Consider the following 22,426-nt stretch of genomic DNA (forward strand, 5'->3'; position numbering starts at 1 on the left):
CATCACCTCCGGAGGAATTCGGGGCTGGCGAACAGGAGCGCCAGGCCGGTCGAGGGCTGTTCGGCCCGCGCGATCGCCTGATTGGTCATCGGCGATAGGCCATCGGGCGCGACAGCTTCGGCGATCGCTCGCGGATCGACGGCGTTTCCGCGCCGGTTGGCGATCTGCTGGGCAACCTCGACCCGAGTCATCAGCGCTCCGGGCCCGGCCCAGTCGGCTGCGGTATCGCCGAACCCTGCCGGGCTGCCCGGTCGCCAGACGGGCATCCCCAGCTGCTGGAAGAGCGCAGGCGCGGCCCTCTGCTGGGGCAATTGCGGCGAACCGCTCGCCCGCAGGGCCGCGACCGTCCAGTCCCACGGGTTCCGGAACTTGGCTGCATCGCCGTTCCAAGCCTCGGGCGAATCGATCAGCGCGCGATAGAGCGTCGGCAAGTCTCCCTGTCCTTCCAGGAACGCCTTTTCGAGCCGCGCGACCATTGCGGGCGGCGGATCGTCGGCAGCAAAGTGCCGGGCGAGCTTCGTCGCGACATGGCGCGCGGTCGATGGCGAGCGAGCGAGGTCGCGCAGGACCGCGAGCGCCTGCTCGGCTCCATCGTCGGGATATTGCTTTCCGAGAATCGTGCGTGTGCCCGGTTCGTGCAGCGGTTCGACGAAGGCGGTCTCCCCGGGCGCCGCATTCGGCATCAGCCGCGCGAGGGGTCCGGCGCGCAGGCCTGCCAGCGACCATCCGGTCAGAGCGCGCGCAAGTTCGGTAACATCTGCCTGGCTGTATCCGGTGCGCACGCCAAGCGTGTGCAATTCGAGGATTTCGCGCGCGAGATTCTCGTTGAGGCCGCGCTGGCGCCCGTTCGCGCGATTGCCGCGTTGCGCGATCCGGCTGTTGGGTCCCACCGATTGCGCCTGGTCGAGGAACAGCAGCATCGCCGGATGCAGGACCGCGGCCACCAGCATGTCGTGAAAGTTTCCCATCACATGCGGGCGGATCGCTTCGAATTCGTAATTGCCCGCGAGCGGAACCACCGGCTGCTTGTCGGCCGATATGGCGAAGTGGTTGGACCAGAAGTGGACGAGGCGTTCGGCGAACGGCGTGTCGGTCGCAACGGCAGACGCCAGCCGGGCGTTGACCGCACCGATATAGGCCATGCGCAGCCCGTTGACGCGCTGGATATTGGCCGGACGGTTTTCCGATTCCTGGACGCTGTCCATCGCGGCGTCCATTCCGGGCGCCATGGCCGCATCCTCGCGCTTGCGGCTTCGCTCTTCCTGTACCTGCTCGCGATACTCGCGAAAGCGCGTCACGAGTTCGGCACGGCTCGGTTGCGCAGCGATCGCGGGCGGCGATGCGACGAAACGGGACAACTGTGACGCAGCCCAGCCGCGCGGATCGCCTCCGAGCGAGTCGTCCGGGCGAGCACCCAGCCCGAAACGGTTGTACGCGATGGTCTTCTCACCCGTCATGCGCGGCCTCTCCTTCGCGGGAGAAGCCATTCTAGCGCATCAGGCTGAACCGCGGCGTAGCGATTTGTATCGGCTGGTCGCGATCAGCCCACCACGCCCGCCGCCGCGAGAACCGCCAGCGTCAGCACGTCGGGCGCGAGCGCAGTCATGGGTGCGATCTGTACCGGCTTTTCCATTCCCACCATCATGGGCCCTATGGTCGAAGCGCCCGCGAGTTCGCGCAGGAGCTTGGCCGACAGGTTCGCCGACTGAAGCCCCGGCATGATCAGCACGTTCGCCGGTGCGGAGAGGCGGCTGAACGGATAAAGCTCCATGACCTTCGGATTGAGCGCGGCGTCGGGCGCCAGTTCGCCTTCGTACTCGAAGCCCGGATCCTCGGCATCGAGGATGGCCACCGCATCGCGGATGTTACCGAGCCATTGCCCCGGCGGGTTGCCGAAAGTGGAATAGGACAGGAACGCCACCCGGGGATCGTGGCCGAGGCGCCTGGCGACCGCGGCGGTTTCCTTGGCGATGTGCGCAAGCTGCGCCGCCGACGGACGTTCGTTGATCGTCGTGTCGGCAAGGAACACCGTATAATTCTTGCCGATCATGAGGTGGATGCCGAACGGGATCGCGTCCTTCTTGGCATCGAGCACCAGGTTCACCTCCCGCGCCGTCTGCGCAAAGGTGCGGGTCAGGCCGGAGATCAGCGCATCGCCGTGGCCGAGCGCGACGAGCAGAGCGGCGAAGACGTTGCGTTCCTGGTTCACCATGCGCCTGACGTCGCGGATGGTGCGGCCGCGCCGCTGGAGCCGGTTGTAGAGATAATCGACCATCTGCGGCACGAGCTTGCTGTCCGCCGAGTTCTGGATTTCAAAATCCTGCGGGTTAGACGCGCCCAGCATGTGCAGCTTGTCGACGATCGCCTTGGTCCGGCCGACGAGGATCGGCGTGCCGTAACCGAAGTCGCGGAACTGGATTGCCGCGCGCAGCACGACATCTTCCTCCGCCTCGGCAAACACGACCCGCTTGGGATTGGCCTTGGCTTCCTCGTAGACCAGCGTGAGTACCGACGTGGTCGGATTGAGGCGGGCCTTCAGCGCGAGGCGATAGGCGTCGAAATCCGCGATCGGCGCGCGCGCGACGCCCGAATCCATCGCCGCCTTGGCCACCGCGCTCGAGACGACTTCCATCAGCCGCGGATCGAACGGCGCGGGAATGATGTAATCGGTACCGAACTTGTGATTGACGCCGTAGGCGGCGGCGACCTCGTCCGGCACGCGTTCGCGGGCGAGACCGGCGATGGCCTGCGCCGCGGCGACCTTCATTTCCTCGTTGATAGCGGTCGCCTGCACGTCCAGCGCGCCGCGGAAGATGAACGGGAAGCCGAGCACATTGTTGACCTGGTTGGGATAGTCCGAGCGCCCGGTCGCGACGATCGCATCCGGCCGTACGGCCTTTGCATCCTCCGGGCGGATTTCCGGGTCCGGGTTGGCCATCGCGAAGATGATCGGGTTCGGGGCCATCTTCTTGACCCACTCGGGCTTGAGCGCGCCCTTCGCCGACAGACCGAGGAAGATATCAGCCCCGTCGAGCGCTTCCTCGAGGCTGCGCGCCTCGGTCGGCACCGCGTGCGCGCTCTTCCACTGGTCGACCCCGTCGCGGCCCGGGTAGATCGGCCCGCTGCGGTCGCAGACGATCACGTTCTCGTGCGGGACGCCGACCGACTTGATCAGCGCCGTGCAGGCAAGCGCCGATGCGCCGGCGCCGTTGACCACCATGCGGACATCCTTGAGGTCCCGCCCGGTCAGGTGGCACGCGTTGATGAGTCCCGCTGCCGCGATGATCGCCGTGCCGTGCTGGTCGTCGTGCATGACCGGTATGTTCATGCGCTCGCGCAGCGCCGCCTCGATCACGAAGCATTCCGGCGCGGCGATGTCCTCGAGGTTGATGCCGCCGAAGCTCGGCTCCATCAGGGCGACCGCTTCGATGAACTTCTCGGGGTCTTCGGTATCGAGCTCGATATCGATCGAATCGACGTCGGCGAAGCGCTTGAAGAGGACCGCCTTGCCTTCCATCACCGGCTTCGAGGCGAGCGCGCCGAGATTACCCATCCCCAGGATCGCCGTGCCGTTCGAGATTACCGCGACCAGGTTCGAGCGGGCGGTATACTTCGCGGCATTCGCCGGGTCGTCGGCAATGGCCTGCACGGGAGCGGCCACGCCTGGCGAATAGGCAAGGCTGAGATCGCGCTGGGTCGCCATCGGCTTGGAAGCGATGATCTCGATCTTACCCGGGCGGATAGTCTCGTGATAGAACAGCGCTTCGCGCGTGGTGAAGGCGGTGGGCTTCTCGTCGGCCAAAGTTTCCCCCTGTCATCGGCTGTCGCTTGAGGCCCTAACGGAAACCGGCGGGCGGCAACAGGGGAAAGGCGCGCGGCTTGCCGTTCCGAATCGGAAGCCCACCGGCTAACCCCCGCAGCGTGGCGGGCGGTTCGACTCCGATGATGGCGCAGTACCTTGCGCTCAAGGCGCAGGCCGAAGGGTGCCTGCTGTTCTACCGCATGGGGGATTTCTTCGAACTGTTCTTCGACGATGCGAAGATCGCCGCGCAGATTCTCGATATCGCACTGACCAGCAGGGGCGAGCACGGAGGGGCGCCGATCCCGATGTGCGGCGTGCCCGTCCATTCGGCCGAAGGCTATCTCGCCCGGCTGATCAAGGCGGGCCAGCGGGTGGCGATCGCCGAGCAGGTCGAGACCCCCGAGGAAGCGAAGGTTCGGGCCAAGCGCGAAGGCACGCCGTCATCGAAGGCGCTGGTCGCGCGCGACATCGTCAGGTTCGTGACCGCAGGCACGCTGACCGAGGAATCGCTCCTCGAACCGCGCCGCGCGAACGTGCTTGCCGCGGCCTGCGAACTGCGCGGGACCTGCGGCGTCGCAGCAGTCGACATCTCGACAGGGCGCATGACGCTCGAGGAGTGTGCGATTGGCGACTTGCCTGCGGCGGTCGCCAGGTTGGGACCGAGCGAGATCGTCTCGCCCGAAGGCTGGGAGAGCGCTCCCGGGGAAGTAATGCCGCGCCCGCGACACGAATTCTCGAGTGATGCGGGGGCGGAGCGCCTGTGCCGGGTCCACGGCGTCGCGACTCTCGACGGCTTCGGTGTCTTTTCGCGTGCCATGCTCGCCGCGGCCGGCGGACTGGTCGCCTATCTCGAACACGTAGGCCGGGGAAGCTTGCCCCTGCTCCTGCCGCCGGTCGCGCTGGAGAGCGGTACTACGCTGGGAATGGATGCCGCGACCCGGGCCAGTCTGGAGATCGTCGAGGGGAGCCGCGGCGGGCGTGGCGGTAGCCTGATCGAATCGATCGACCGGTGTGCGACCGGAGCGGGCGCACGGCAGCTCGCAGAGGACCTTTCCGCCCCGCTCACCGATCGTACCGCGATCGAGAACCGGCTGGCGCTGGTGGCCTGGCTTCACGACGACCCGCTGCTTCGCGCCGATATTCGCGCGGCGTTACGCGCCCTGCCCGATCTGGGGCGCGCGATCGGACGGGTGGCGGCCGGGCGCGGCAGCCCGCGCGACCTTGGCCAGTTGCGCGACGGGCTGGACGGGGCGCGACGTCTCCGCGACCACCTGGCCGGGCTGGACGATCGCCCGGCCTTGCTGGAAGAGCTTCTGCCCCGGCTGGGCGGCCACGGCGCACTCACCGATCTTTATTCCCGCGCGCTCGTCCCCTCGCCGCCCACCGAGCGTGGCAAGGGCAGTTTCATCGCCGAAGGCTACGACGCCGCACTCGACGATCTTCGGCGCACATCGGGCAACGCCCGCCGCGCGATCGCTGCGCTGGAGGCGAAGTACCGCGCAGAGACCGGCATCGCCGCGCTCAAGATCCGGCACAACGGCGTGCTCGGCTATTTCATCGAGGTGCCCGCGAAACACGCCGACGCGCTGATGCTTCCGGAAAGCGGCTTCACCCACCGCCAGACGATGGCAGGCGCGGTGCGGTTCAACTCGTTGTCGCTCCACGAAGAGGCGAGCCGGATCGCCGAGGCGGGCGGTCACGCGCTCGCCGCCGAGGAAGCCCACTTCGAAGACCTTGTCGAACGGGCCGTTGCAGCGCGCGAGGCTATCGCGAGGACGGCCGCCGCGATCGCCCGCATCGATGTCGCTGCCAGTCACGCAGAGCGGGCGGCCGAGGGCGGCTGGGCGAGACCGCGTATCGTCGAGGACGCCGTGCTTCAGGTGGAAGGCGGACGGCATCCGGTGGTCGAGGCTGCGCTCGCCGCTTCAGGCGAACGATTTGTCGCCAACGATTGCGCGCTGGGTCCGGACGACCGGCTGTGGCTGATCGGCGGGCCCAACATGGGCGGCAAGTCGACCTTCCTGCGCCAGAACGCGCTGATCGTGTTGCTTGCACAGGCAGGCGCCTTCGTTCCCGCGAGCGCGGCGACGATCGGCCTGACCGACCGTTTGTTCAGCCGGGTCGGCGCAAGCGACCAGCTTGCGCGCGGCCGATCCACCTTCATGGTCGAAATGGTCGAGACCGCGGCGATCCTCAGCCAAGCGACCGAGCGCTCCTTCGTCATCCTCGACGAAGTCGGCCGCGGTACCTCGACCTACGACGGGCTTGCCCTGGCCTGGGCCGTTGCCGAGGCGGTCCATACGGGCAACCGCAGTCGCTGCCTGTTCGCCACCCACTATCACGAACTCGCGCGACTTGCCGAAAGCTGCGAGGCGCTCTCGCTCCACCATGTGCGCGCGCGCGAATGGAAGGGCGATCTCGTACTCATGCACGAGCTGGCCGAGGGGCCGGCCGACCGATCCTACGGACTGGCGGTCGCGCGTCTGGCCGGGGTGCCTCCCAATGTCGTGGCGCGCGCCAAGACCGTTCTCGACAAGCTCGAGAAGGGACGCGCGGAAACCGGCGGGCTTGCCGCAGGGCTTGGCGACCTGCCGCTGTTCGCCGCAGCCGCGCATGCCGAGGAGGAAGCCTGCGACACCCTGCGCGATTCCTTGCGCACGCTGGACGTCGATGCGTTGTCGCCGCGCGAAGCTCTCGACGTGCTCTACACGCTCAAGCGCGAAGCAGGTGAAAGCGAGCCTTAACTTTCGCAGGGTATGCTCGCGCCATGCGCGGATACATGTTTCGAAATCGCTGGTTAGCCCTGCTGTTCGTCGGCATCGTGCTGGCAAGCGTGACCAAAGTCGTGGGCACGGGCAAGGGCGACGGCGCGCTCGATCAGGCGAAACAGCAAATCGAATCCCAAAAGGCGCAGGCGGATCAGTTTTCCTCCGAACACTCCGATTCCGCGTCCGACGACAGCGTCATCTACGAGTTTACGCCAGACGAGGAACTGATCGATTCCGCAAGCGGGGAGGATCCGACACCCTCCGACGCCTTCGGCGCAGAGGTCAACGAGGACCCCGAGGTTGTGCCCTCGGACGAACTCGTTATCGTCATGGACGATGACGCGGGAGCAACAGGACAAGCCGAATAGCAACGATCTGGCGGCAGAGCGGACCGAACTCGCCGAAGACCGCAACATCATGGCGATGGAGCGAACTTTCGCCGGGTGGATTCGTACCGCATTCGCCGCGATCGGCATCGGCTTGGCATTCCGGGCGGTTTTCGGTGCTTTCGACCCGCCGTGGTTGGCGCGCGCGATCGCGACCCTGTTCATTCTCGCCGGAGCCGCGCTGGCTTGGTCCGCCCAGCGAAGGATGTGCGCGACCTTGGCACGCCTTCACTCGCATAAGCTCGAAGGGCCATCCGCGCCCAACTTCCGCCTTCTCGCCTACGCGGTGGTGGTCGGTGCGCTGGTGCTGGTCGCGGGACTCTGGATCCTGAACGACGGCGATCTTGGCGCGATCTAGCCCTCTTCGTCGGAAGGCTCTTTGCCGTAGTAGTCCTCATCGTCGTCCATGCTTGGCTCGCCCTTGAACGCGCCCATATCGATCCGGCCCGAAGCTTCCATGTCGCGCATGTGATCGACCAGGTCCGGCGTCTCGGTCGTGTCGTGCTTCACGCTCGCGGTCGGATCGCCCTTGCGCAGCGCCTGCGCCTGTTCGGCGACCGTCTGCGCCTGCGATTGTTCATCGTCCTGCTCGGAATTGTGCAGTTCGGGCGCGAGTTCGGGATCGGTGGGCATGGGTACGGGACTCCTTTGCCGCATCAACCCGCGTGAGGCGCGCCGCGTTCCCCGATTTCAGCGCGTCGGCACCGGCTCCTCACCGGAATAGTCGTAGAAACCCTTGCCCGCCTTGCGGCCCAGCCAGCCAGCCTCGACATATTTGAGCAGCAGTGGTGCGGGCCGATACTTGGGATCGCCGGTGGAGCCATGGAGGACGCGGACGATCTCGAGGCAGGTGTCGAGCCCGATGAAGTCGGCCAGCTGCAGCGGTCCCATCGGGTGGTTGAGGCCGAGGCGGCAGGCGGCATCGATGTCCGCCACGCTCGCGGTGCCCTCGCCAAGCGCGAAGACCGCCTCGTTGAGCATCGGCATCAGCACCCGGTTGACCACGAAGCCCGGCGCGTCCTGCACCTCGACCACGTGTTTGCCGAGGCTCTGCCCAAGCGCCTTGGTTCGCGCGATCGTCTTGGCCGAGGTGGCGAGGCCTGCAATCACCTCGATCAGCCCCATCACCGGCACGGGGTTGAAGAAATGCAGCCCGATGAAGCGCGCCGGATCGGACGACCAGTTGGCCATGCGGGTGATCGGGATCGAGCTGGTGTTGCTGGCAAGTATGGCGCCCGCGCCGAGGACCTTTCCTGCGCTTTCGAAGATCGCCTGCTTGATGCGCTCGTTTTCGGTTGCCGCCTCGATGATGAACGTCGCGTCGCTCATCTGCGCAAGATCGGCGACCGGCTCGATCAGCGCGAGTGCGCTATCCGCATCGGCGGTATCGAGCTTGCCCTTGCCGACGAGCCGGGCAAGCCCCTTGGCGATCCCGGCCTTGCCTTTATCGGCGGCGGCAAGATCGATGTCGGACAGAAACACCCGATAGCCGTGCTGGGCGAGGGTCTGCGCTATGCCCGAGCCCATCTGCCCCGCCCCGATGACGCCGATCGTGTCCATGCCTGCCTCCTTCGCACTTGCAGCAAGAGCCGCGGTTAGCGAGGGTCCCGCCCGATGGCTAGCGATTAGCGCCCGGTACCCAGGTCACGTCGGCACGGCCCTCGTCGTTCTCCAGCCTGGCGAGCTGGAAGAGCAGATCGGACAAGCGGTTGACGTAGGCGAGCGCGGCCGGGTTGACCGGCTCGTGGTCGGCAAGGGCGGTCATGGCGCGCTCGGCGCGCCGGACCGCGGCGCGGGCGACGTGGACGCGGGCAGCCGCCTCGCTGCCGCCGGGTAGGACGAAACTGGTCAGAGGTTCGAGACGCTCGGTTGCCGCGTCGATTCTCGCCTCGAGCCAATCGGCCTGCGTCGGCACTATCCGCAGGGTCATTTCGCCGGGCTCGAAATCGTCACCCGGGGTAGCGAGGTCGGCACCGAGATCGAACAGGTCGTTCTGGATGCGGGTGATGTCGGACCCTGCCTCGCCGGTGAGCGCCACCGCCGCCAGACCGAGCGCGGAATTCGCCTCGTCCACGGCGCCGATCGCCTCTATCCGCGCCGAGTGCTTCGGACAGCGCGATCCGTCGACGAGCCCGGTGGTGCCATCGTCGCCGGTGCGGGTGTAAATCTTGTTGAGCTTGACCAAGGCGCGAGCGAACTCAGCGCGCCATCATGATGATCACCGCGACCACCACGATCGCGAGCGCCTGGTACTTGATGCGGTTGAACATCATCTTGTTCTGCAGGAGCTGCATTTCGTGCTGGCGTTCGGAGCCGGCCTCGATGTCCGCCCTGTGCGATTGCAGGAATGCGACGATCCCGCGCACGAGCGAATATAGCACCAGCGCCATGAGCGCGACGAGGACGATGACGAGGACGGTCTGCATGCCGTCAATCTAGGTATTCGCCGAGCGAAATGCCAGCCGGGAAGCGATGCGCGCGCAAGGAATCTGCAAGCGCGGGCCCATCCTCTCCAACCAGGCGCAGATCGCGCAATCCCGGCGATCCACGGCGCTTGGCGAGCTTGCGGCCATCGTCTTCCACCAGCAGGAGATGGTGATGCCACCGCGGCACCGGCAGGTCGAGCAGCGCCTGGAGCAGCCGGTGGATATGGGTGGCGGCAAACAGGTCACGGCCGCGCGTCACCAGCGTAACCCCGTCGGCGGCGTCATCGAGCGTCGCGGCAAGGTGATAGCTCGCGGGCGCGTCCTTGCGGACCAGAACCGGGTCACCGGCAAGATCGGGGCGGGCCTGCTGGACGCCGGCGAGCTCGTCCTCCCATTCAATGGCGCCGGTCGACGCCATCGCCCTGCCGACATCGAGCCGCCAGGCCGCTCCGGCGGGCCGGTCGGTGCGTCCCCGGCAGGTGCCGGGGTAGACCGGCCCCGCCACTTCGGCGCGCGTGCAGGTGCAGGGATAGAGCAGGCCCGCGCTGCGCAAGCGCTCCGCCGCCGCGTCGTAGCTTGCCAGGCGGGTCGCCTGCGCAGGCACTTCGTTCCACGTCAGCCCCAGCCAGGCGAGGTCGGCGAGGAACTCATCGGCCAGCTCGGGCCGGGAGCGTGCTCCGTCGATATCCTCTATCCGCAGCAGGAAGCGTCCACCGCGTTCCGTCGCCAGATCGTGCGCGACGATCGCCGAGTAGGCGTGGCCCAAGTGCAGCGAACCGTTGGGACTGGGGGCGAAGCGGGTAACCTCCATCCTCTCGCCCTAGCGGCAAATGCCTGTGGATTCAGCAGGTGTCATCAACTTGACTCCCGAATCGGCAAATGGTCCCTTCGCACCAATCGGGAGGGCAAAGGACACGTGTTCAAGGCCGATCTGATCGAGCGAGCCGCGCATTTTCGCCGCGCCGAGGACGATCCTTCGCGCAGCCTGGAAAGCTGCCCCGCGCTCGTGCTCAACGCCGACTACACGCCGCTATCGTATTATCCGCTGAGCCTGTGGCCATGGCAGACCGCGATCAAGGCGGTGTTCCTCGAACGAGTGGACATCGTCGCGAGCTACGAACGCTGCGTCCACTCGCCCAGCCTCGACATGCAAATCCCCAGCGTTATCGCGCTGCGGCAATACGTTCGCCCAAGCGAATTTCCCGCCTTCACCCGCTTCAACCTGTTCCTGCGTGACCGCTTCGCCTGCCAGTACTGCGGCAGCGAGAAGGACTTGACCTTCGACCACGTGATCCCCCGCCGCCTGGGCGGCCGGACGACGTGGGAGAACATCGCCACCGCCTGCGCGCCGTGCAACATGAAGAAGGGCGGCCGCACGCCGCAACAGGCGCACATGAACCTCGTCCGCCCGATCCGCCCGACGAGCTGGCAGCTCCACCAGCACGGCAAGGCCTTCCCGCCGAACTATCTTCACGAGACGTGGCGGGACTGGCTTTACTGGGACATCGAACTGGAGGCCTGACGCCTCACTCCAGCACCTTGCGCGCCTCCGCGAGAAGCTCCGGGGTCAAGTCCGCGGAACGTGGCGGAAGTGGCGTCGAGCCTTCTTCTCCGTTCCTATCGATATCGTCGAGCAAGAGCTTCATCTCGGCGATCTCCCTCACCTGAGCCTCGATGATCTTGTCGGCCAGACGACGAACCCGCGGATCGCTGATTTTAGCCTTGCGGGCATTGTTGATGGCGATCGAATGGTGCGGAATCATGGACTTCATGAACCGGGTGTCGTCCACGAGCGCCTGGCTGCGGTTGGCGACAAGAAGGACGGCGGCGAAGATCAGCCCTCCCAGCAAGACCAGCACCTTCGTCGTGGCGGGCTGGTACATCTTCCACATGAAGGCCAGCATGACCGCGGTCATGACGCCGCCCATTATGAGCGACGACAGCAAGCGGGTGATGCTGAACAGAGCGTGCTCGCTGCTGTAAACGAGCTGGTACATCAGGAAGAACATTATCGCTGTGGACGCGGCTATCATCGCCGCGAAGCGTCCCCAGCTCATGCTCATCGTGTCATGCTTGTCCATTCTGACTCTCCTTGCACGCAATCGATACGGGCGGAGAGCGGGATGGTTTCGGTCAGGACGGCCTAGATAGCCGTCCGCACGCTCAGCAGTTCGGGAAAGAACGCCTGCTTGAGGACGCCCTCGAGGTATGGCACGCCCGCCGTGCCCCCGGTTCCGCGCTTGAAGCCGATGATGCGCTCGACCGTCTTCAGGTGCCCGAAGCGCCAGCGCTGAAAGTGGTATTCGAGGTCGACCAGCTTCTCGGCGAGTTCGTAGAGGTCCCAGTGCGCCTCGGGGTCGCGGTAGATCTCGGCCCAGGCGGCCTCGACTGCCGATGACGCGGTCCAGACCCCGGAATGGTCGCGCTCGAGGACTTCAGGCGGGATCGCGAAGCCGCGCCGCGCCAGCAGCCGCACCGCCTCGTCGTAGAGGCTCGGACGCGCGAGTTCGGCGCGCAGTTCCGCAGCGACCTCGGGGGTCGCCTCGTGCATCGTCACCATGTCCGGATTTCGCCCGCCCAGCAGGAATTCCATGAGCCGGTACTGCGCGCTCTGGAAACCGCTCGAGCTGGCAAGGTGCGGACGGACCTGCGAGTAATCCGCCGGAGTCATCGTGCTCAGCACTTCCCACGAAGAGATCAGCTGCCCCTGCGCACGCGCCACGCGGGCGAGCATCTTGAACGCGGGGCGCAGGTCGTCGGCGATGATCTCCTCGCGCGCCGCCATGAGTTCGTGGAGGCACAGCTTGAGCCACAGCTCGCTCGCCTGGTGGACTACGATGAACAGCATCTCGTCGTGCGCGCCAGACGCGGGGTGCTGCGCCGAGAGGATTTTCTCGAGGTCGAGATACGAGGAATAGGTGACGTCGCGGGCCATGCGCGACGCCTATCGCAAAGCGGTAGCGGTTGAAACTACCCCTCTATCGTGCGCGCCGCCGGATGGTGCTTGTCGAGGTGGCGCTTGACGATCCTGAGGTTGCGGGTGTTCGAGCGGAACACGAAGTCGAGCGCGTCGCCCACCAGCGGCACTGCGCCCACCGCGGTGTCGAGCGCGACGTTGCCGGTCATCCGCCACAGCTTCCACTTCGGCATGCCGAGGTTCCTTGCCTCCCACACGATGTACATGCCCATCGCCGCGCTGACGAAGTCGCCGATCACCGGGACGAGGCCCATGATCGAATCCAGTCCGACGCGGTAGTTGACGCCGGGGATGACGAAGCTGTTCTCGAGCAACTGCTCCATCGCCTCGATCCGGCGGCGGATCGAAACCGGGTCGGTACCGATCGGCACTTCGATCCCCATCGCGCGCGGGCGACCGAATTCCGGGCGGGTTCCTTCGGCGGGGGTACCTGGCTCCATCGTCATGTTCTCCTGCCTCGCTTCTCCCTTATCTGGGAGCGAGCGCCAGCGGGTACAACGGGTGGATCGCCCAGTTGTTCTCGATGAATCCGCTGATATCGCCCCGCACCAGCGACCAGCGCACGGGCGCGCCCAAAGGGATATATCCCTGCTGCGCGGTCAGGCGGGTTTCGGCCTCGGCGAGCAGGGTCGCGCGCGCGGCGGGGTCTGCCTCGCGGTTGGCGGCCTGGACAAGCTCGTCGGCCTTGGGATCGCACAGCACGCGCCGCACGCGGCAGGCAAACTGGTTGAGAAACCATCGCCGGCTGCCGTAGCGCGCCAGGGTATCGACCAGCTCGAGATCGGCCGGCTGCCCGCTTCGGGCGCGTACGGCGTTCACTCCGACCTCGCGCCAGTCCGCAGCGATCTCCCGCAGAAGCAGGTCGGCGCCTGGCCCCTCGGGCAGCGCGACGGTGATCGTCTTCGGGCCTTCGAAACCGGCGATCCGGCGACGCGCATCGGCACGGCGCTGTTCGATCGAGGCGTTGGTCCAGCGTTCGGCCGCCCCCTCCCCGACGACCGCGACCGGCGCGATCCGGGTGCTGGGGATCCAGCCGGCGATGTTGAACGGTGCAAGCAGGGTCTCGCGCTCGATCGCCAGGGCCAGCGCCTCTCGCCGGGCCGGTTCGGCGAGCAGTCCTTCGGCCCTCAGGACGCGCAGGCCAAGGAGCCCGCGCGCCGCGTCGAGCCGGATATTGCCGCGAGACAGAGGTCCGGTGGGAGCCAGCGGCAGGTCGACGATCGTGCCGCCGAGCACGATGTCCACATCGCCGGCGGAGAAGGCATCGACGGCCTGCCTCGCCGGCATCGCTTCGAGTGCGAGAACGCGCGTGCCTTCCCGCCAGTCATCGCTGGTGGGCAAACCGCGAGTCTCGGGAGGAAGGAGCGACAGGCGGGCAGCGGTCCCGGCCTGCGTAAGCTCCATCGGCCCGGTTCCCTTCCCCTTGTGGAAGATGCCCAGCTCAGGCTGGGCCAGAAGCTGGAGGAAATCCGGCATGGCGCTCGACAATCGTATCTCGATGACACGGCCGGTCATGGCGCGCACTTCCGAAATGGGCGCCAGATCGAGCCCCAGCGAAGTACCGGAGAGGTCGCGCAAGGTCCGCTTCAGGGCATCGCGGACCTGCTCGGCCGTCATGGTCGTTCCGTCCGGCCAGTCGGAATTACGCAAGCGGAAGATGTAGGACATGCCGTCGTCGGTGACGATCCACCGCTCGGCAAGCGCAGGCACCACCGCGCCCGTCTCGTCGATGGCGACCAATCCTTCGACCGTGGCCGCGCGGACCTGCTGGGCGGGCATCGACAGCCGCAGCCCCGTCTCGAAGACGGCGTCAGGCTCTCCGATCAGCGCGATCCGCACCACGTCGGCATCATCGCCCGAGCCGCACGCTGCAAGGGCGGACAGTGCGGCTACGAACGTAAGGGCACGAAAGTGAAACTGCATTGCCGACCCGGTTAGCAGGTCGGTACGCAGCCGTCAGCGGGGTGCTATCGCGTTTATGTCAGATCTTGCGCAGATGCTTCGGTTCGGTGTCGAAACTCGGAGGCGCAATCGTCGAGGGACGGACATAGCGCGGACTGGCAAGGTCGCCATTCCCGACCGCACTGCGCGGCGCCCTGGGATCGATTTCCTCGGCAAACGCGATTCCGAAGCGCTGGCCCTGTACCCACGCTACGCTTCCCTCAACGGAAGGCACATTGCGCAGCGTGACCTTGACGCGGGTACCCGGCAGGACACGGAATTCGCCCTCGGCCATCATGCCCAGGGCGGAAAGGTTGCGCACGCGGACGCGGTGCGTAATGGTATCGCCCTCGAACTGGAGTTCGGCGCTCAGGAACAAGCTGTCCCGGTTGACGTGCCTCGTATCCACACCAGACATGGCGCGCGATTTCTCCGGTATCTGTTCTCGACCCGACGCGCCGCAAGCGACGCCTCGGTCCGCTGTTAGCCGGAATAATCTAAAGAAGATTTAATCGCGGAGCCGTTCGGGGTCCGGATTCAATCGTCGCGCGACACCTTTTCGCGGCGCTCATGGGCTTCCTGCGCTTCGACCGTCATGGTCGCGACGGGCCGTGCGATCAGGCGCTTGAGGCCGATCGGATCGCCCGTGACCTCGCAGTAGCCGTATTCGCCCGCATCGATGCGGCGGATCGCCGAATCGATCTTGGCGATCAGCTTGCGCTGCCGGTCGCGGGTGCGCAGCTCGATGCCCCAGTCGGTCTCGCTCGACGCGCGGTCGTTGAGATCGGCTTCCCGGATCGGACCGTCCTGAAGCGACTGGAGGGTGGCATTGGCCGCGGAGAGGACGGAGCGCTTCCATTCGAGCAGCAGCATGCGGAAATAATCCTGCTGCGCCGGGTTCATGTAATCCTCGTCCTCGGACGGGGTATAGTCGGGGGCAAGCGCCCGCCGGGCTTTTTCGAGTACATCGATGTCTTCGTTCGCCAAGGTGGCCATCGTCGTCCTCAATCCATCCAGTCCCGACCGGATTGCTATCCGGAGCCGCATCCCCACGACCTCGGCTCCCGGCGGCTTGGCGCGCCTATAGGGTCGGGTCCGGACCGGCACAAGCCAGCTTGCCGGTTGCGCGCCACTATGCGGGGAAAACTTAAGCAGGGCCGAACGAGATGCCCCTCGGGCGAATTTTCTCGCGCGCTCGTTAACCACTTGTTGACCATATCAGGGTGATTCACCGTCAACGGCGGCATGGGGGCTCGCCGGAGGGGGAAGACAATGGAACTTCGCAAGATCGAAAGCGGTTCGATTATCAGGGGACCGCGCGCCGACGACCTGCTCGTGGCGCATTGCCTGGCCGCAGCGTCGCAGGGAGACGTCTCGGCGCTCTACGATCTCGGTGTTGCCTATTCGACCGGTAGCCATGGCGTGGCCTGCGACCTTATCGAAGCGCACAAATGGTTCAATCTCGCCGCAGCGCGGGGCCACGAGGAGGCTGCGTGGTGCCGGGCCGACATTTCGGAAGAAATGACCGCTCGCGAGATCGCCGAAGCCCAACGCCGGGCGCGTGAATGGCTGATCGCGGGCGAACGCCGCGCGGCGTGACCGTCACGCTTTCCTGAACGGAGTCCGCGCGGCCAGCCATTCGGCATCGACCGAAACACCTTCGCGTTCGCGATCGAGGAAATCGGCCACCGCCGCGCGAAAGCCCGGATCGGCGATCCAGTGCGCCGAAGTCGTCTGGACCGGCACGTACCCCCGGGCGATCTTGTGCTGGCCTTGCGCCCCGGCCTCGACCCGCGACAGTTTCCGCTCGATCGCTTCGTCGATCGCCTGGTAATAGCACAGCTCGAAGTGCAGGAAGCGGCGCTCTTCCAGGCATCCCCAATAGCGGCCGTAGAGCGCATCTTCGCCCACGAAGTTGAGCGCGCCAGCGACCGGTCTGGTCCCATCGAAGGCCATGACCAGCACGATCCGATCCCCCATCCGCTCCCCGAACAGGTCGAATGCCGACCGCGTCAGGTAAGGCCGGCCCCACTTGCGGCTGCCGGTGTCCTGGTAGAATTCCCAGAACGCGTCCCAGTGTTCGGCAAGGATTTCCGCTCCGGACAGGCGGCGGATGACGACGCCGTCCTGCGCCGCGAGGCGTTCCTTGCGGATCGCGCGACGCTTGCGACTGGCAAGATCGCCGAGGAAATCGTCGAACGAGGCGTAACCCCGGTTCTCCCAGTGGAACTGGATGTCCCGGCGGACGAGCCAGCCTGCCGCTTCGAAAAGCGGCACCTGGTCCGGCTCGAGGAAAGTCGCATGGATCGATGACAGGGCGTTCGCCTCGGCAAAGCGTTCGGCGAAACGCAGGAGGTGCGGCGCCAGCGCGGGCTCGCGGGTCAGCACCCGCGGTCCGCTCGCCGGAGTGAACGGCGCGGCGACCTGCAGCTTGGGATAGTAGTGACCGCCGGCACGGTGCCATGCATCCGCCCAGGCATGATCGAAGACGTATTCGCCCTGACTGTGCGATTTCAGGTAGGCCGGGAGAGCGGCGACCAGCCGTCCCGCATCCTCCAGCACGAGCGGCGTGGGGAGCCAGCCGGTGCCTTCACCGACGCTGCCCGAATCCTCGAGCGCCGAAAGAAAGGCATGAGTCATGAACGGGTTGCCGCCGCCGGACAGCGCATCCCATTGATCCGCCGGCAGGCCCGCGACGCCTTGCGCCAGTCGCGCGACAAGCGAACCGTCGCTCACGCCAGCCCGGCCCCCTCGGCAATCGGCGCATCGGCATGGGCCGCCGCGACCACGCGGAGCTCCGGCGAACGCACGGTCCAGGTGAGCAACGGCAGCCCGCGCGCGCGCTGGGCGGCAGCAAACGGGCTCGGCAGGTCGCGCACGTCGTAGGCGAGGAACTGCGGCTTTCCGTGCCAGAGCGCGAGCCGCCGCCGTAGCGGCCCAAGCGCCTCGCCCTTGCCGTTCTCGGTGACGACAAGCCCACGGATCACGTCGGGCGCATGGCGCGCGAACCATCGTGGCACGCGCGGGTCGAAACTCATAACCGCAACGGCACCCCGGTAATCCACCAGGGCCTGCTTGACCGCAAGGCACAATGGAACCGGGTCCACCTCGCGCTTCGACTTGATCTCTACGAGGAGCGGAACCCTGCCATCGATCAGGTCCAGCAGGCTTTCCAGCCTCGGGATCGGATCGCCCCCCGTGCGAAGTGCGATCTTTTCCAGATCGCGGGCATCGCGCGCAGCGACCGCACCGGCCTCCCCGGTCAGCCGCTCGAGGGTCCAGTCGTGGAATACCATCGCGTGCCCGTCGCGACTTTTCTGGACGTCGCATTCGATGCCCATCCCCCGGGCGATGGCATTGCTGAAGCCGGCGGGAGAGTTCTCGGCCAGGGCCTCGTCATGCAGGCCGCGATGCGCGTATTCCCAGTCACGCAGCCAGCCGACCCGCGCCGGATCGGGCGCGGGGGCCAGCAGCGCATCAATCAGCGCGAACGGCGACAATCGCATCGACCTCGACCGCGGCGCCGAGCGGAAGGACCGGCACGCCGACGGCGCTCCGGGCGTGCTTGCCCGCTTCACCGAAAACCTCGACCATCAGCTCGCTCGCGCCATTGGCGATCTTCGGCTGGGCGTCGAAATCCGCCGTCGAGTTCACGAAGGCGCCGAGCTTCACCACCCGCTCGACGCGGTCGAGCGAACCGAGCGCGGCCTTGAGCTGGGCAAGGATCATCAGGCCGCAGGCGCGCGCGGCGGCCACGCCATCGTCGAGCGGCACGCTTTCGCCCAGCCGCCCCTTGACCAGGTGACCGTTCACGAACGGCAGCTGGCCCGAAACGTGCGCGAGGCCGCCTGCGACGACCACCGGGACATAGGCAGCCACCGGTGCGGCGGGTTCCGGCAATACGATCCCGAGTTCGTTCAGCCGGGTTTCGATAGTCATGCGTCCACTCCCAAGGTTCGGTCCATCAGCCAGGGGAGCGCGTGCTCCCAGGTGTCTATCCGGGCATGCGCGTGCCCCGCCTCGTGCGCACAGGCAATGCGGCCGGCCAGCATGGGCTCGCCGCACAGGTGCAGGCGGTCGACGTGCGGGACGGTCTCGGCGGCAGAGCGATGATGCTGCGCCAGATCGTCGATGAAGATCGCGCGGCTCGGGGCGTATTCGTCCACGATCGCCTTCAGGGCCGGACCCTTGGGTCCCTGGTTGGTGAACACGCGCGCATGGATGCCATGCTCGGCAAGCTGCGCGGCACGCATGTCGCGATGGTCGTCGGAGAGGTTGGTCAGGACCACCACGTCGGCATGTTCGCTCAGTGTCCTGATCCCCTCGACCGCACCGGGGATCGGGTTCTGGCGGTGCATCTCCGTATCGAAGAAGGCGCGCAGGAAGCCCCAGATTTCCGCCGGATCGACGAGCTCCCCGCTCTGCCGCCAGCGCATCGATTCGCGAAAGTCGTTGCCGACCATGCTGAATTCGACCCCCTGGCTTTCGCCCAGCCAGTCGCGGAAGTGCGCCACCATGTAGAGCAGCACCTCGTCGCAGTCCGAGATCACCAGCGGGCGGCTCATGCGGACAGCTCCTGCCGCGCCGCGGCCAGCCTGTCGGGTGCGACGTTGAGCGCGTCGGCCGCCAGCAGCAGATCGGGCTCGTGCCCGGCGAGGTAGTCGAGCACCGCGGCGAGCGTCGACCGCTCGGTCAGGTTGTCGCGCAGCGTCTCGGGCGTCAGGCCGGTGAGCGACAGCAGCCGCTCCGCACGATCGTCGTCGGCCAGCACCCAGCCGAGCGCGGACAGCGCCAGGGTATCGGCATCTCCGGAGTGATGATGGGTTTCGGCGGTGATTGTCAGCGTCCCATTGTTTTGATGAACTGTAGGCCCTAGTCGCGGCGGGGAAACGCAGCCGGAGCCCATTCGCAGTGGCAAAGAGAATCCTCGTTGTCGAGGACAACGACCTCAACCGCAAACTGTTCTGCGACGTGCTGCGCGCAAGCGGGTTCGAGGTCGAGCCGGTTGCCGACGGGGAGCTGGTGCTCAACGCCGCGCGCGCGTTCGACCCCGACCTCGTCATCATGGACATCCAGCTTCCCGGCGTTTCGGGCGTCGACCTGATCACCGCGATGCGCCGCGACGGAGCCTTGCGCGAAATACCCGTGCTCGCCGTCACCGCCTACGCCGGCAAGGGCGACGAAGACCGAATCCGCGATGCCGGTGCGACGGGCTATCTTGCAAAGCCGGTCTCGATCGGACCGTTCATGGCGTCCGTGCGGGGGTTGGTTCCCGCCTGAAAGCAGGGTCGCGCGGTCAGCGCGCCGACATCTCGATGACGAACGAGGCGAGCGTCATCACCAGGCCGATCACGAATATCCGGTAGGCCAGACCCATGAAGCGGTATTTCTTGCGCTGGAGCACGGTGCCGTTCTGGTAGATGTCGTGCAGCATCGTGCGGAACACCGTTTCGTCGTCCTGCAACTGGTGCAGCACGTCTGCGGTCCATTCCTCTTCGTCGCGCTCGGCGAAATGGCCGAAGAACAGGCGGTTGGCCCCGACCGGCCCCTTGGCCCGCGAGAGCGTAGGCAGCACCGCGAGCACCGCGCAGACCGAGCTCATGAATGCGAACGCTGCAAGGATCGCGAGGCTGACCGGCAGGTTTCCGGCAAACGCTCGGCTGACCGAAATCGAGAACACGAGGAAGCTCGCACCCATCAGGATCGACGCCTTCTGGTCGGCCATGGCAGAGAGCTGCAGCGTCTGCTGCTGGGTCGTTCGGACCATGTGAATGGCGTTCGCCGAATAGATCACGTGGGGATTCCGGGTCGGGGTTTCGCTCGCTTCCATGGACTGCCTCCCTGCAGAGAGGGGCTTGCCAGCGCGCCTCGCGCTTGACAAGCGATGCCCTACGAAGTCTGGCAAGAGCCGCCTTTAGCGTCGCATTGGCGTGGCGGGCGGCAGCCAGGTCGCCGTCGAGAAGAAAACAGGATAGCCCAGCCCCATGGACCGTGCAGAAGTCGACGCCCGCATCCGCGGTCTCGCCGAACCGTTCAACAAGAAGGAAGTCGCGATCGACGAGGACACCTCGTTCGCCGGTGACCTTGAATTCGACAGCCTGACGGTGATGGATTTCGTCGCCGCGATCGAGGACGAATTCGACATCATCATCAGCATGAACCAGCAGGCCGAGATCGAGACCTGGGGCGACCTGATCGACGCCGTGCACGAGACGCAGTCCAAATGAGCGAAGGCGTGTCGCAGCCGGACCGGCCGGTGGAGCGTGACGGAGAAGGGCGCGACCTGTTCTCCAAGTTCGACGACCTCATCGCCATGCGCGAAGGCCTGCTCTCGACCGGGCAGGAGGATCCCTTCAACCTGGTGATGGAGAAAGTCCTCTCGCCCACCCGCGCGATCTGCAACGGGCGCGATACGATCCTGCTCGGCACGTACAACTACATGGGCATGACGTTCGACGACGACGTCATCGCCGCGGGCAAGCAGGCGCTCGACGACTACGGCAGCGGCACCACCGGCTCCCGCGTGCTCAACGGCACCTACTCCGGCCACAAGGCGGTCGAGGAAGCGCTGAAGGAGTTCTACGCCATGGACCACGCCATGGTGTTCTCCACCGGGTACCAGGCGAACCTCGGCATCATCAGCACGATCGCCGACAAGGGCGACTACATCGTGCTCGACATCGACAGCCACGCCAGCATCTGGGACGGCTGCAAGCTGGGCGACGCCGAGGTGGTGCCGTTCAAGCACAACGATATCGAGGCGATGGACAAGCGTTTGGGCCGCATTCCCGAAGGCGCGGGAAAGCTTGTGATCCTCGAAGGCGTCTATTCGATGCTCGGCGACATCGCCCCGCTCAAGGAGATGGTCGCGGTCGCCAAGAAACACGGCGCCATGGTGCTGGTGGACGAGGCGCACTCGATGGGCTTCATCGGCGAGCATGGCCGCGGGGTGTGCGAAGCGGCGGGCGTGATCGACGACTGCGATTTCATCATCGGCACTTTTTCCAAGAGCGTCGGGACAGTCGGCGGGTTCTGCGTGTCCAACCACCCGAAGTTCGAGATCATGCGGCTGGTCTGCCGCCCCTACGTCTTCACTGCCAGCCTCCCACCGAGCGTGGTGGCGACCGCTGCCACCAGCATCCGCAAGCTGATGCACGGCTCCAACAAGCGCGCGCACCTGTGGGAGAATTCCAAGCGCCTGCACCAGGGCCTGACCGCGCTCGGCTTCGAGCTTGGGACGAAGGAGCCGCAGAGCGCGATCGTCGCGGTGATCATGCCCGACCTCGAACGCGGCGCGGCGATGTGGGAGGCGCTCCTCAAGGAAGGCCTCTACGTCAACCTCGCCCGCCCGCCTGCGACGCCTGCGAACATGACCCTGCTGCGCTGCTCGCTCTGCGCCGAGCATTCGGCAGAGGAAGTCGAGACCATCCTCGGCATGTTCGAACGCGCGGGCAAGGCTGTCGGGATTATCTAGCGGCCGGCACGCCGAACCAGCGGGCGACGGCCACCGCCGTCACCGCGCCTGCGAGCTGGGCAGCGATGAAGGCCGGTACGTCGGCGGGAGCGATCCCCGCGAACGTGGCGGTCAGCGACCGGACCAGCGTGATCGCGGGATTGGCGAAACTGGTCGACGAGGTGAACCAGTAGGCAGCGGCGATGTAGAGCGCGACCACCGCGGGCACCGTCGCCGGCTTGCGCCGCGCGGCGACGAGGATGAAGAACACGAGCCCGAAGGTCGCAACGAACTCTGCGGTCCATTGGCCGATTCCCGCGCGCTCCTTCGCGCCGAACTGCCACAGCGGCAGGTCGAACATCAGGTGCGCCAGGAGAGCGCCCACGATCCCGCCAGCGATCTGCGCACCAACGTACGCAAGCGCGATCCCGGTTCCGATCTCGCGGTCGAGGCGGAAGGCGAGCGTGACCGCCGGGTTGAAGTGAGCGCCCGACACGGCCCCCAGTACCTCGATCAGGACATAGAGGATGGCGGCGGTCGCCACCGCGTTGGCGAGCAAGGCAAGACCCACGCTTCCGCCGGAAAGGCGATCGGCCATGATGCCCGACCCGATGACGGCGGCGAACAGGAAGGCGCTGCCCAGCCCCTCGGCCGCCAGCCGCCGTCGCATTTC

28 protein-coding genes are annotated in these 22,426 nt (G+C 66.4%); 8 read left to right on the forward strand and 20 right to left on the reverse strand.

The genetic code is table 11. The features are described 5' to 3' along the window. Positions 1-2: 2 nt before the first annotated feature. A complete protein-coding gene (locus A6F68_RS01095) occupies positions 3-1,457 on the reverse strand; it encodes a DUF1800 domain-containing protein (protein WP_067681800.1) in 1,455 nt (484 codons plus the stop codon). 83 nt (positions 1,458-1,540) lie between these two features. Continuing rightward, a complete protein-coding gene (locus tag A6F68_RS01100) occupies positions 1,541-3,802 on the reverse strand; it encodes an NADP-dependent malic enzyme (RefSeq protein ID WP_067675137.1) in 2,262 nt (753 codons plus the stop codon). A gap of 140 nt (positions 3,803-3,942) precedes the next feature. Between A6F68_RS01100 and mutS the strand changes: the two genes are divergently transcribed. Genes mutS through A6F68_RS01115 form a run of 3 tightly spaced genes read left to right on the forward strand, consistent with a single transcriptional unit; the run spans position 3,943 to position 7,314 of the window. Then, entirely contained in the window at positions 3,943-6,546 is a 2,604-nt protein-coding gene (gene mutS / locus A6F68_RS01105) for a DNA mismatch repair protein MutS (RefSeq protein WP_067681803.1), read from the forward strand. A gap of 23 nt (positions 6,547-6,569) precedes the next feature. After that, positions 6,570-6,938, forward strand: coding sequence for a hypothetical protein (locus A6F68_RS01110; protein WP_067675140.1), 369 nt, complete (start codon positions 6,570-6,572; stop codon positions 6,936-6,938). Beyond that, complete coding sequence (locus tag A6F68_RS01115; protein ID WP_067675143.1) at positions 6,907-7,314, forward strand: YidH family protein; 408 nt, start codon at positions 6,907-6,909, stop codon at positions 7,312-7,314. The genes A6F68_RS01110 and A6F68_RS01115 overlap by 32 nt, the downstream gene beginning before the upstream one ends. Here the strand turns inward: A6F68_RS01115 and A6F68_RS01120 are convergent. The 5 genes from A6F68_RS01120 to gluQRS are packed head-to-tail and all read right to left on the reverse strand — an operon-like array spanning position 7,311 to position 10,193. Further along, the gene (locus tag A6F68_RS01120) at positions 7,311-7,589 is read right to left on the reverse strand and encodes a hypothetical protein (protein WP_067675146.1); all 279 of its coding nucleotides are present in this window, start codon (positions 7,587-7,589) and stop codon (positions 7,311-7,313) included. The two genes, A6F68_RS01115 and A6F68_RS01120, sit on opposite strands and share 4 nt — an antisense overlap. A gap of 57 nt (positions 7,590-7,646) precedes the next feature. Further along, positions 7,647-8,516: a 3-hydroxyacyl-CoA dehydrogenase family protein gene (locus A6F68_RS01125; protein WP_067675149.1), complete on the reverse strand. Its 870-nt coding sequence runs from the start codon at positions 8,514-8,516 to the stop codon at positions 7,647-7,649. Between the two features lie 58 nt (positions 8,517-8,574). After that, a complete protein-coding gene (locus A6F68_RS01130; protein ID WP_067675152.1) occupies positions 8,575-9,141 on the reverse strand; it encodes a cob(I)yrinic acid a,c-diamide adenosyltransferase in 567 nt (188 codons plus the stop codon). Positions 9,142-9,154: 13 nt separating this feature from the next. Next, a complete protein-coding gene (locus A6F68_RS01135) occupies positions 9,155-9,382 on the reverse strand; it encodes an HIG1 domain-containing protein (RefSeq protein WP_067675155.1) in 228 nt (75 codons plus the stop codon). Between the two features lie 4 nt (positions 9,383-9,386). Then, complete coding sequence (gluQRS, locus tag A6F68_RS01140) at positions 9,387-10,193, reverse strand: tRNA glutamyl-Q(34) synthetase GluQRS (protein WP_067675158.1); 807 nt, start codon at positions 10,191-10,193, stop codon at positions 9,387-9,389. Positions 10,194-10,316: 123 nt separating this feature from the next. Here gluQRS and A6F68_RS01145 point away from each other — a divergent pair, with 123 nt between their 5' ends. Further along, positions 10,317-10,904, forward strand: a complete 588-nt coding sequence (locus A6F68_RS01145; protein WP_232308232.1) for an HNH endonuclease — start codon at positions 10,317-10,319, stop codon at positions 10,902-10,904. Between the two features lie 4 nt (positions 10,905-10,908). Here the strand turns inward: A6F68_RS01145 and A6F68_RS01150 are convergent, their stop codons facing one another. From A6F68_RS01150 to dksA, 6 genes are all read right to left on the reverse strand, one after another. Beyond that, positions 10,909-11,463: a DUF305 domain-containing protein gene (locus A6F68_RS01150; protein ID WP_067675164.1), complete on the reverse strand. Its 555-nt coding sequence runs from the start codon at positions 11,461-11,463 to the stop codon at positions 10,909-10,911. A 62-nt stretch (positions 11,464-11,525) separates the two neighbouring features. Beyond that, positions 11,526-12,317 (reverse strand): tryptophan 2,3-dioxygenase, encoded by a 792-nt coding sequence (locus tag A6F68_RS01155; protein ID WP_067675167.1) that lies wholly within the window; start codon positions 12,315-12,317, stop codon positions 11,526-11,528. A gap of 35 nt (positions 12,318-12,352) precedes the next feature. Further along, positions 12,353-12,742 (reverse strand): DUF4112 domain-containing protein, encoded by a 390-nt coding sequence (locus A6F68_RS01160; protein WP_067681805.1) that lies wholly within the window; start codon positions 12,740-12,742, stop codon positions 12,353-12,355. 85 nt (positions 12,743-12,827) lie between these two features. After that, positions 12,828-14,282 (reverse strand): ABC transporter substrate-binding protein, encoded by a 1,455-nt coding sequence (locus tag A6F68_RS01165; protein WP_067675170.1) that lies wholly within the window; start codon positions 14,280-14,282, stop codon positions 12,828-12,830. A gap of 58 nt (positions 14,283-14,340) precedes the next feature. Further along, complete coding sequence (locus A6F68_RS01170) at positions 14,341-14,679, reverse strand: PilZ domain-containing protein (protein WP_335673621.1); 339 nt, start codon at positions 14,677-14,679, stop codon at positions 14,341-14,343. 158 nt (positions 14,680-14,837) lie between these two features. Beyond that, positions 14,838-15,296: an RNA polymerase-binding protein DksA gene (gene dksA / locus A6F68_RS01175; protein ID WP_067675176.1), complete on the reverse strand. Its 459-nt coding sequence runs from the start codon at positions 15,294-15,296 to the stop codon at positions 14,838-14,840. Positions 15,297-15,572: 276 nt separating this feature from the next. Here dksA and A6F68_RS01180 point away from each other — a divergent pair, with 276 nt between their 5' ends. Continuing rightward, positions 15,573-15,899, forward strand: a complete 327-nt coding sequence (locus A6F68_RS01180; protein ID WP_067675179.1) for an SEL1-like repeat protein — start codon at positions 15,573-15,575, stop codon at positions 15,897-15,899. A 3-nt stretch (positions 15,900-15,902) separates the two neighbouring features. Here the strand turns inward: A6F68_RS01180 and A6F68_RS01185 are convergent, their stop codons facing one another. From A6F68_RS01185 to A6F68_RS01205, 5 genes are read right to left on the reverse strand one after another with little or no spacing between them, the layout of a single operon-like run. After that, the gene (locus A6F68_RS01185) at positions 15,903-17,036 is read right to left on the reverse strand and encodes a GNAT family N-acetyltransferase (RefSeq protein ID WP_067675182.1); all 1,134 of its coding nucleotides are present in this window, start codon (positions 17,034-17,036) and stop codon (positions 15,903-15,905) included. Then, positions 17,033-17,806, reverse strand: a complete 774-nt coding sequence (locus A6F68_RS01190; protein WP_067675185.1) for a glycerophosphodiester phosphodiesterase family protein — start codon at positions 17,804-17,806, stop codon at positions 17,033-17,035. Before A6F68_RS01190 ends, A6F68_RS01185 begins: the two co-directional genes overlap by 4 nt. Further along, a complete protein-coding gene (locus A6F68_RS01195; RefSeq protein ID WP_067675188.1) occupies positions 17,778-18,239 on the reverse strand; it encodes a RidA family protein in 462 nt (153 codons plus the stop codon). The genes A6F68_RS01190 and A6F68_RS01195 overlap by 29 nt, the downstream gene beginning before the upstream one ends. After that, complete coding sequence (locus A6F68_RS01200) at positions 18,236-18,865, reverse strand: HAD family hydrolase (RefSeq protein ID WP_067675191.1); 630 nt, start codon at positions 18,863-18,865, stop codon at positions 18,236-18,238. Before A6F68_RS01200 ends, A6F68_RS01195 begins: the two co-directional genes overlap by 4 nt. Then, positions 18,862-19,206: a DUF3572 domain-containing protein gene (locus tag A6F68_RS01205; protein ID WP_084001492.1), complete on the reverse strand. Its 345-nt coding sequence runs from the start codon at positions 19,204-19,206 to the stop codon at positions 18,862-18,864. Before A6F68_RS01205 ends, A6F68_RS01200 begins: the two co-directional genes overlap by 4 nt. A gap of 5 nt (positions 19,207-19,211) precedes the next feature. On the opposite strand from A6F68_RS01205, the gene A6F68_RS01210 reads away from it, so the two are divergent. Further along, positions 19,212-19,580, forward strand: coding sequence for a response regulator (locus A6F68_RS01210; protein ID WP_067675194.1), 369 nt, complete (start codon positions 19,212-19,214; stop codon positions 19,578-19,580). A gap of 16 nt (positions 19,581-19,596) precedes the next feature. Here the strand turns inward: A6F68_RS01210 and A6F68_RS01215 are convergent, their stop codons facing one another. Further along, positions 19,597-20,130 (reverse strand): Pycsar system effector family protein, encoded by a 534-nt coding sequence (locus tag A6F68_RS01215; protein ID WP_067675197.1) that lies wholly within the window; start codon positions 20,128-20,130, stop codon positions 19,597-19,599. A 154-nt stretch (positions 20,131-20,284) separates the two neighbouring features. Here A6F68_RS01215 and A6F68_RS01220 point away from each other — a divergent pair, with 154 nt between their 5' ends. Continuing rightward, positions 20,285-20,527: an acyl carrier protein gene (locus tag A6F68_RS01220; RefSeq protein WP_067675206.1), complete on the forward strand. Its 243-nt coding sequence runs from the start codon at positions 20,285-20,287 to the stop codon at positions 20,525-20,527. Then, positions 20,524-21,774 carry a serine palmitoyltransferase gene (spt, locus tag A6F68_RS01225; RefSeq protein ID WP_067675209.1) on the forward strand — a complete coding sequence of 417 codons (1,251 nt, stop codon included), beginning with the start codon at positions 20,524-20,526 and terminating at the stop codon, positions 21,772-21,774. Before A6F68_RS01220 ends, spt begins: the two co-directional genes overlap by 4 nt. Here spt and A6F68_RS01230 read toward each other — a convergent pair. Continuing rightward, on the reverse strand, positions 21,767-22,423 hold the full coding sequence (locus tag A6F68_RS01230) for an aquaporin (protein ID WP_067681813.1): 657 nt from the start codon (positions 22,421-22,423) through the stop codon (positions 21,767-21,769). The genes spt and A6F68_RS01230 overlap by 8 nt on opposite strands. Between the last annotated feature and the right edge of the window lie 3 nt (positions 22,424-22,426).

It is taken from the genome of Tsuneonella dongtanensis, assembly GCF_001698205.1.
In the GTDB taxonomy this organism is placed as follows: domain Bacteria; phylum Pseudomonadota; class Alphaproteobacteria; order Sphingomonadales; family Sphingomonadaceae; genus Tsuneonella; species Tsuneonella dongtanensis.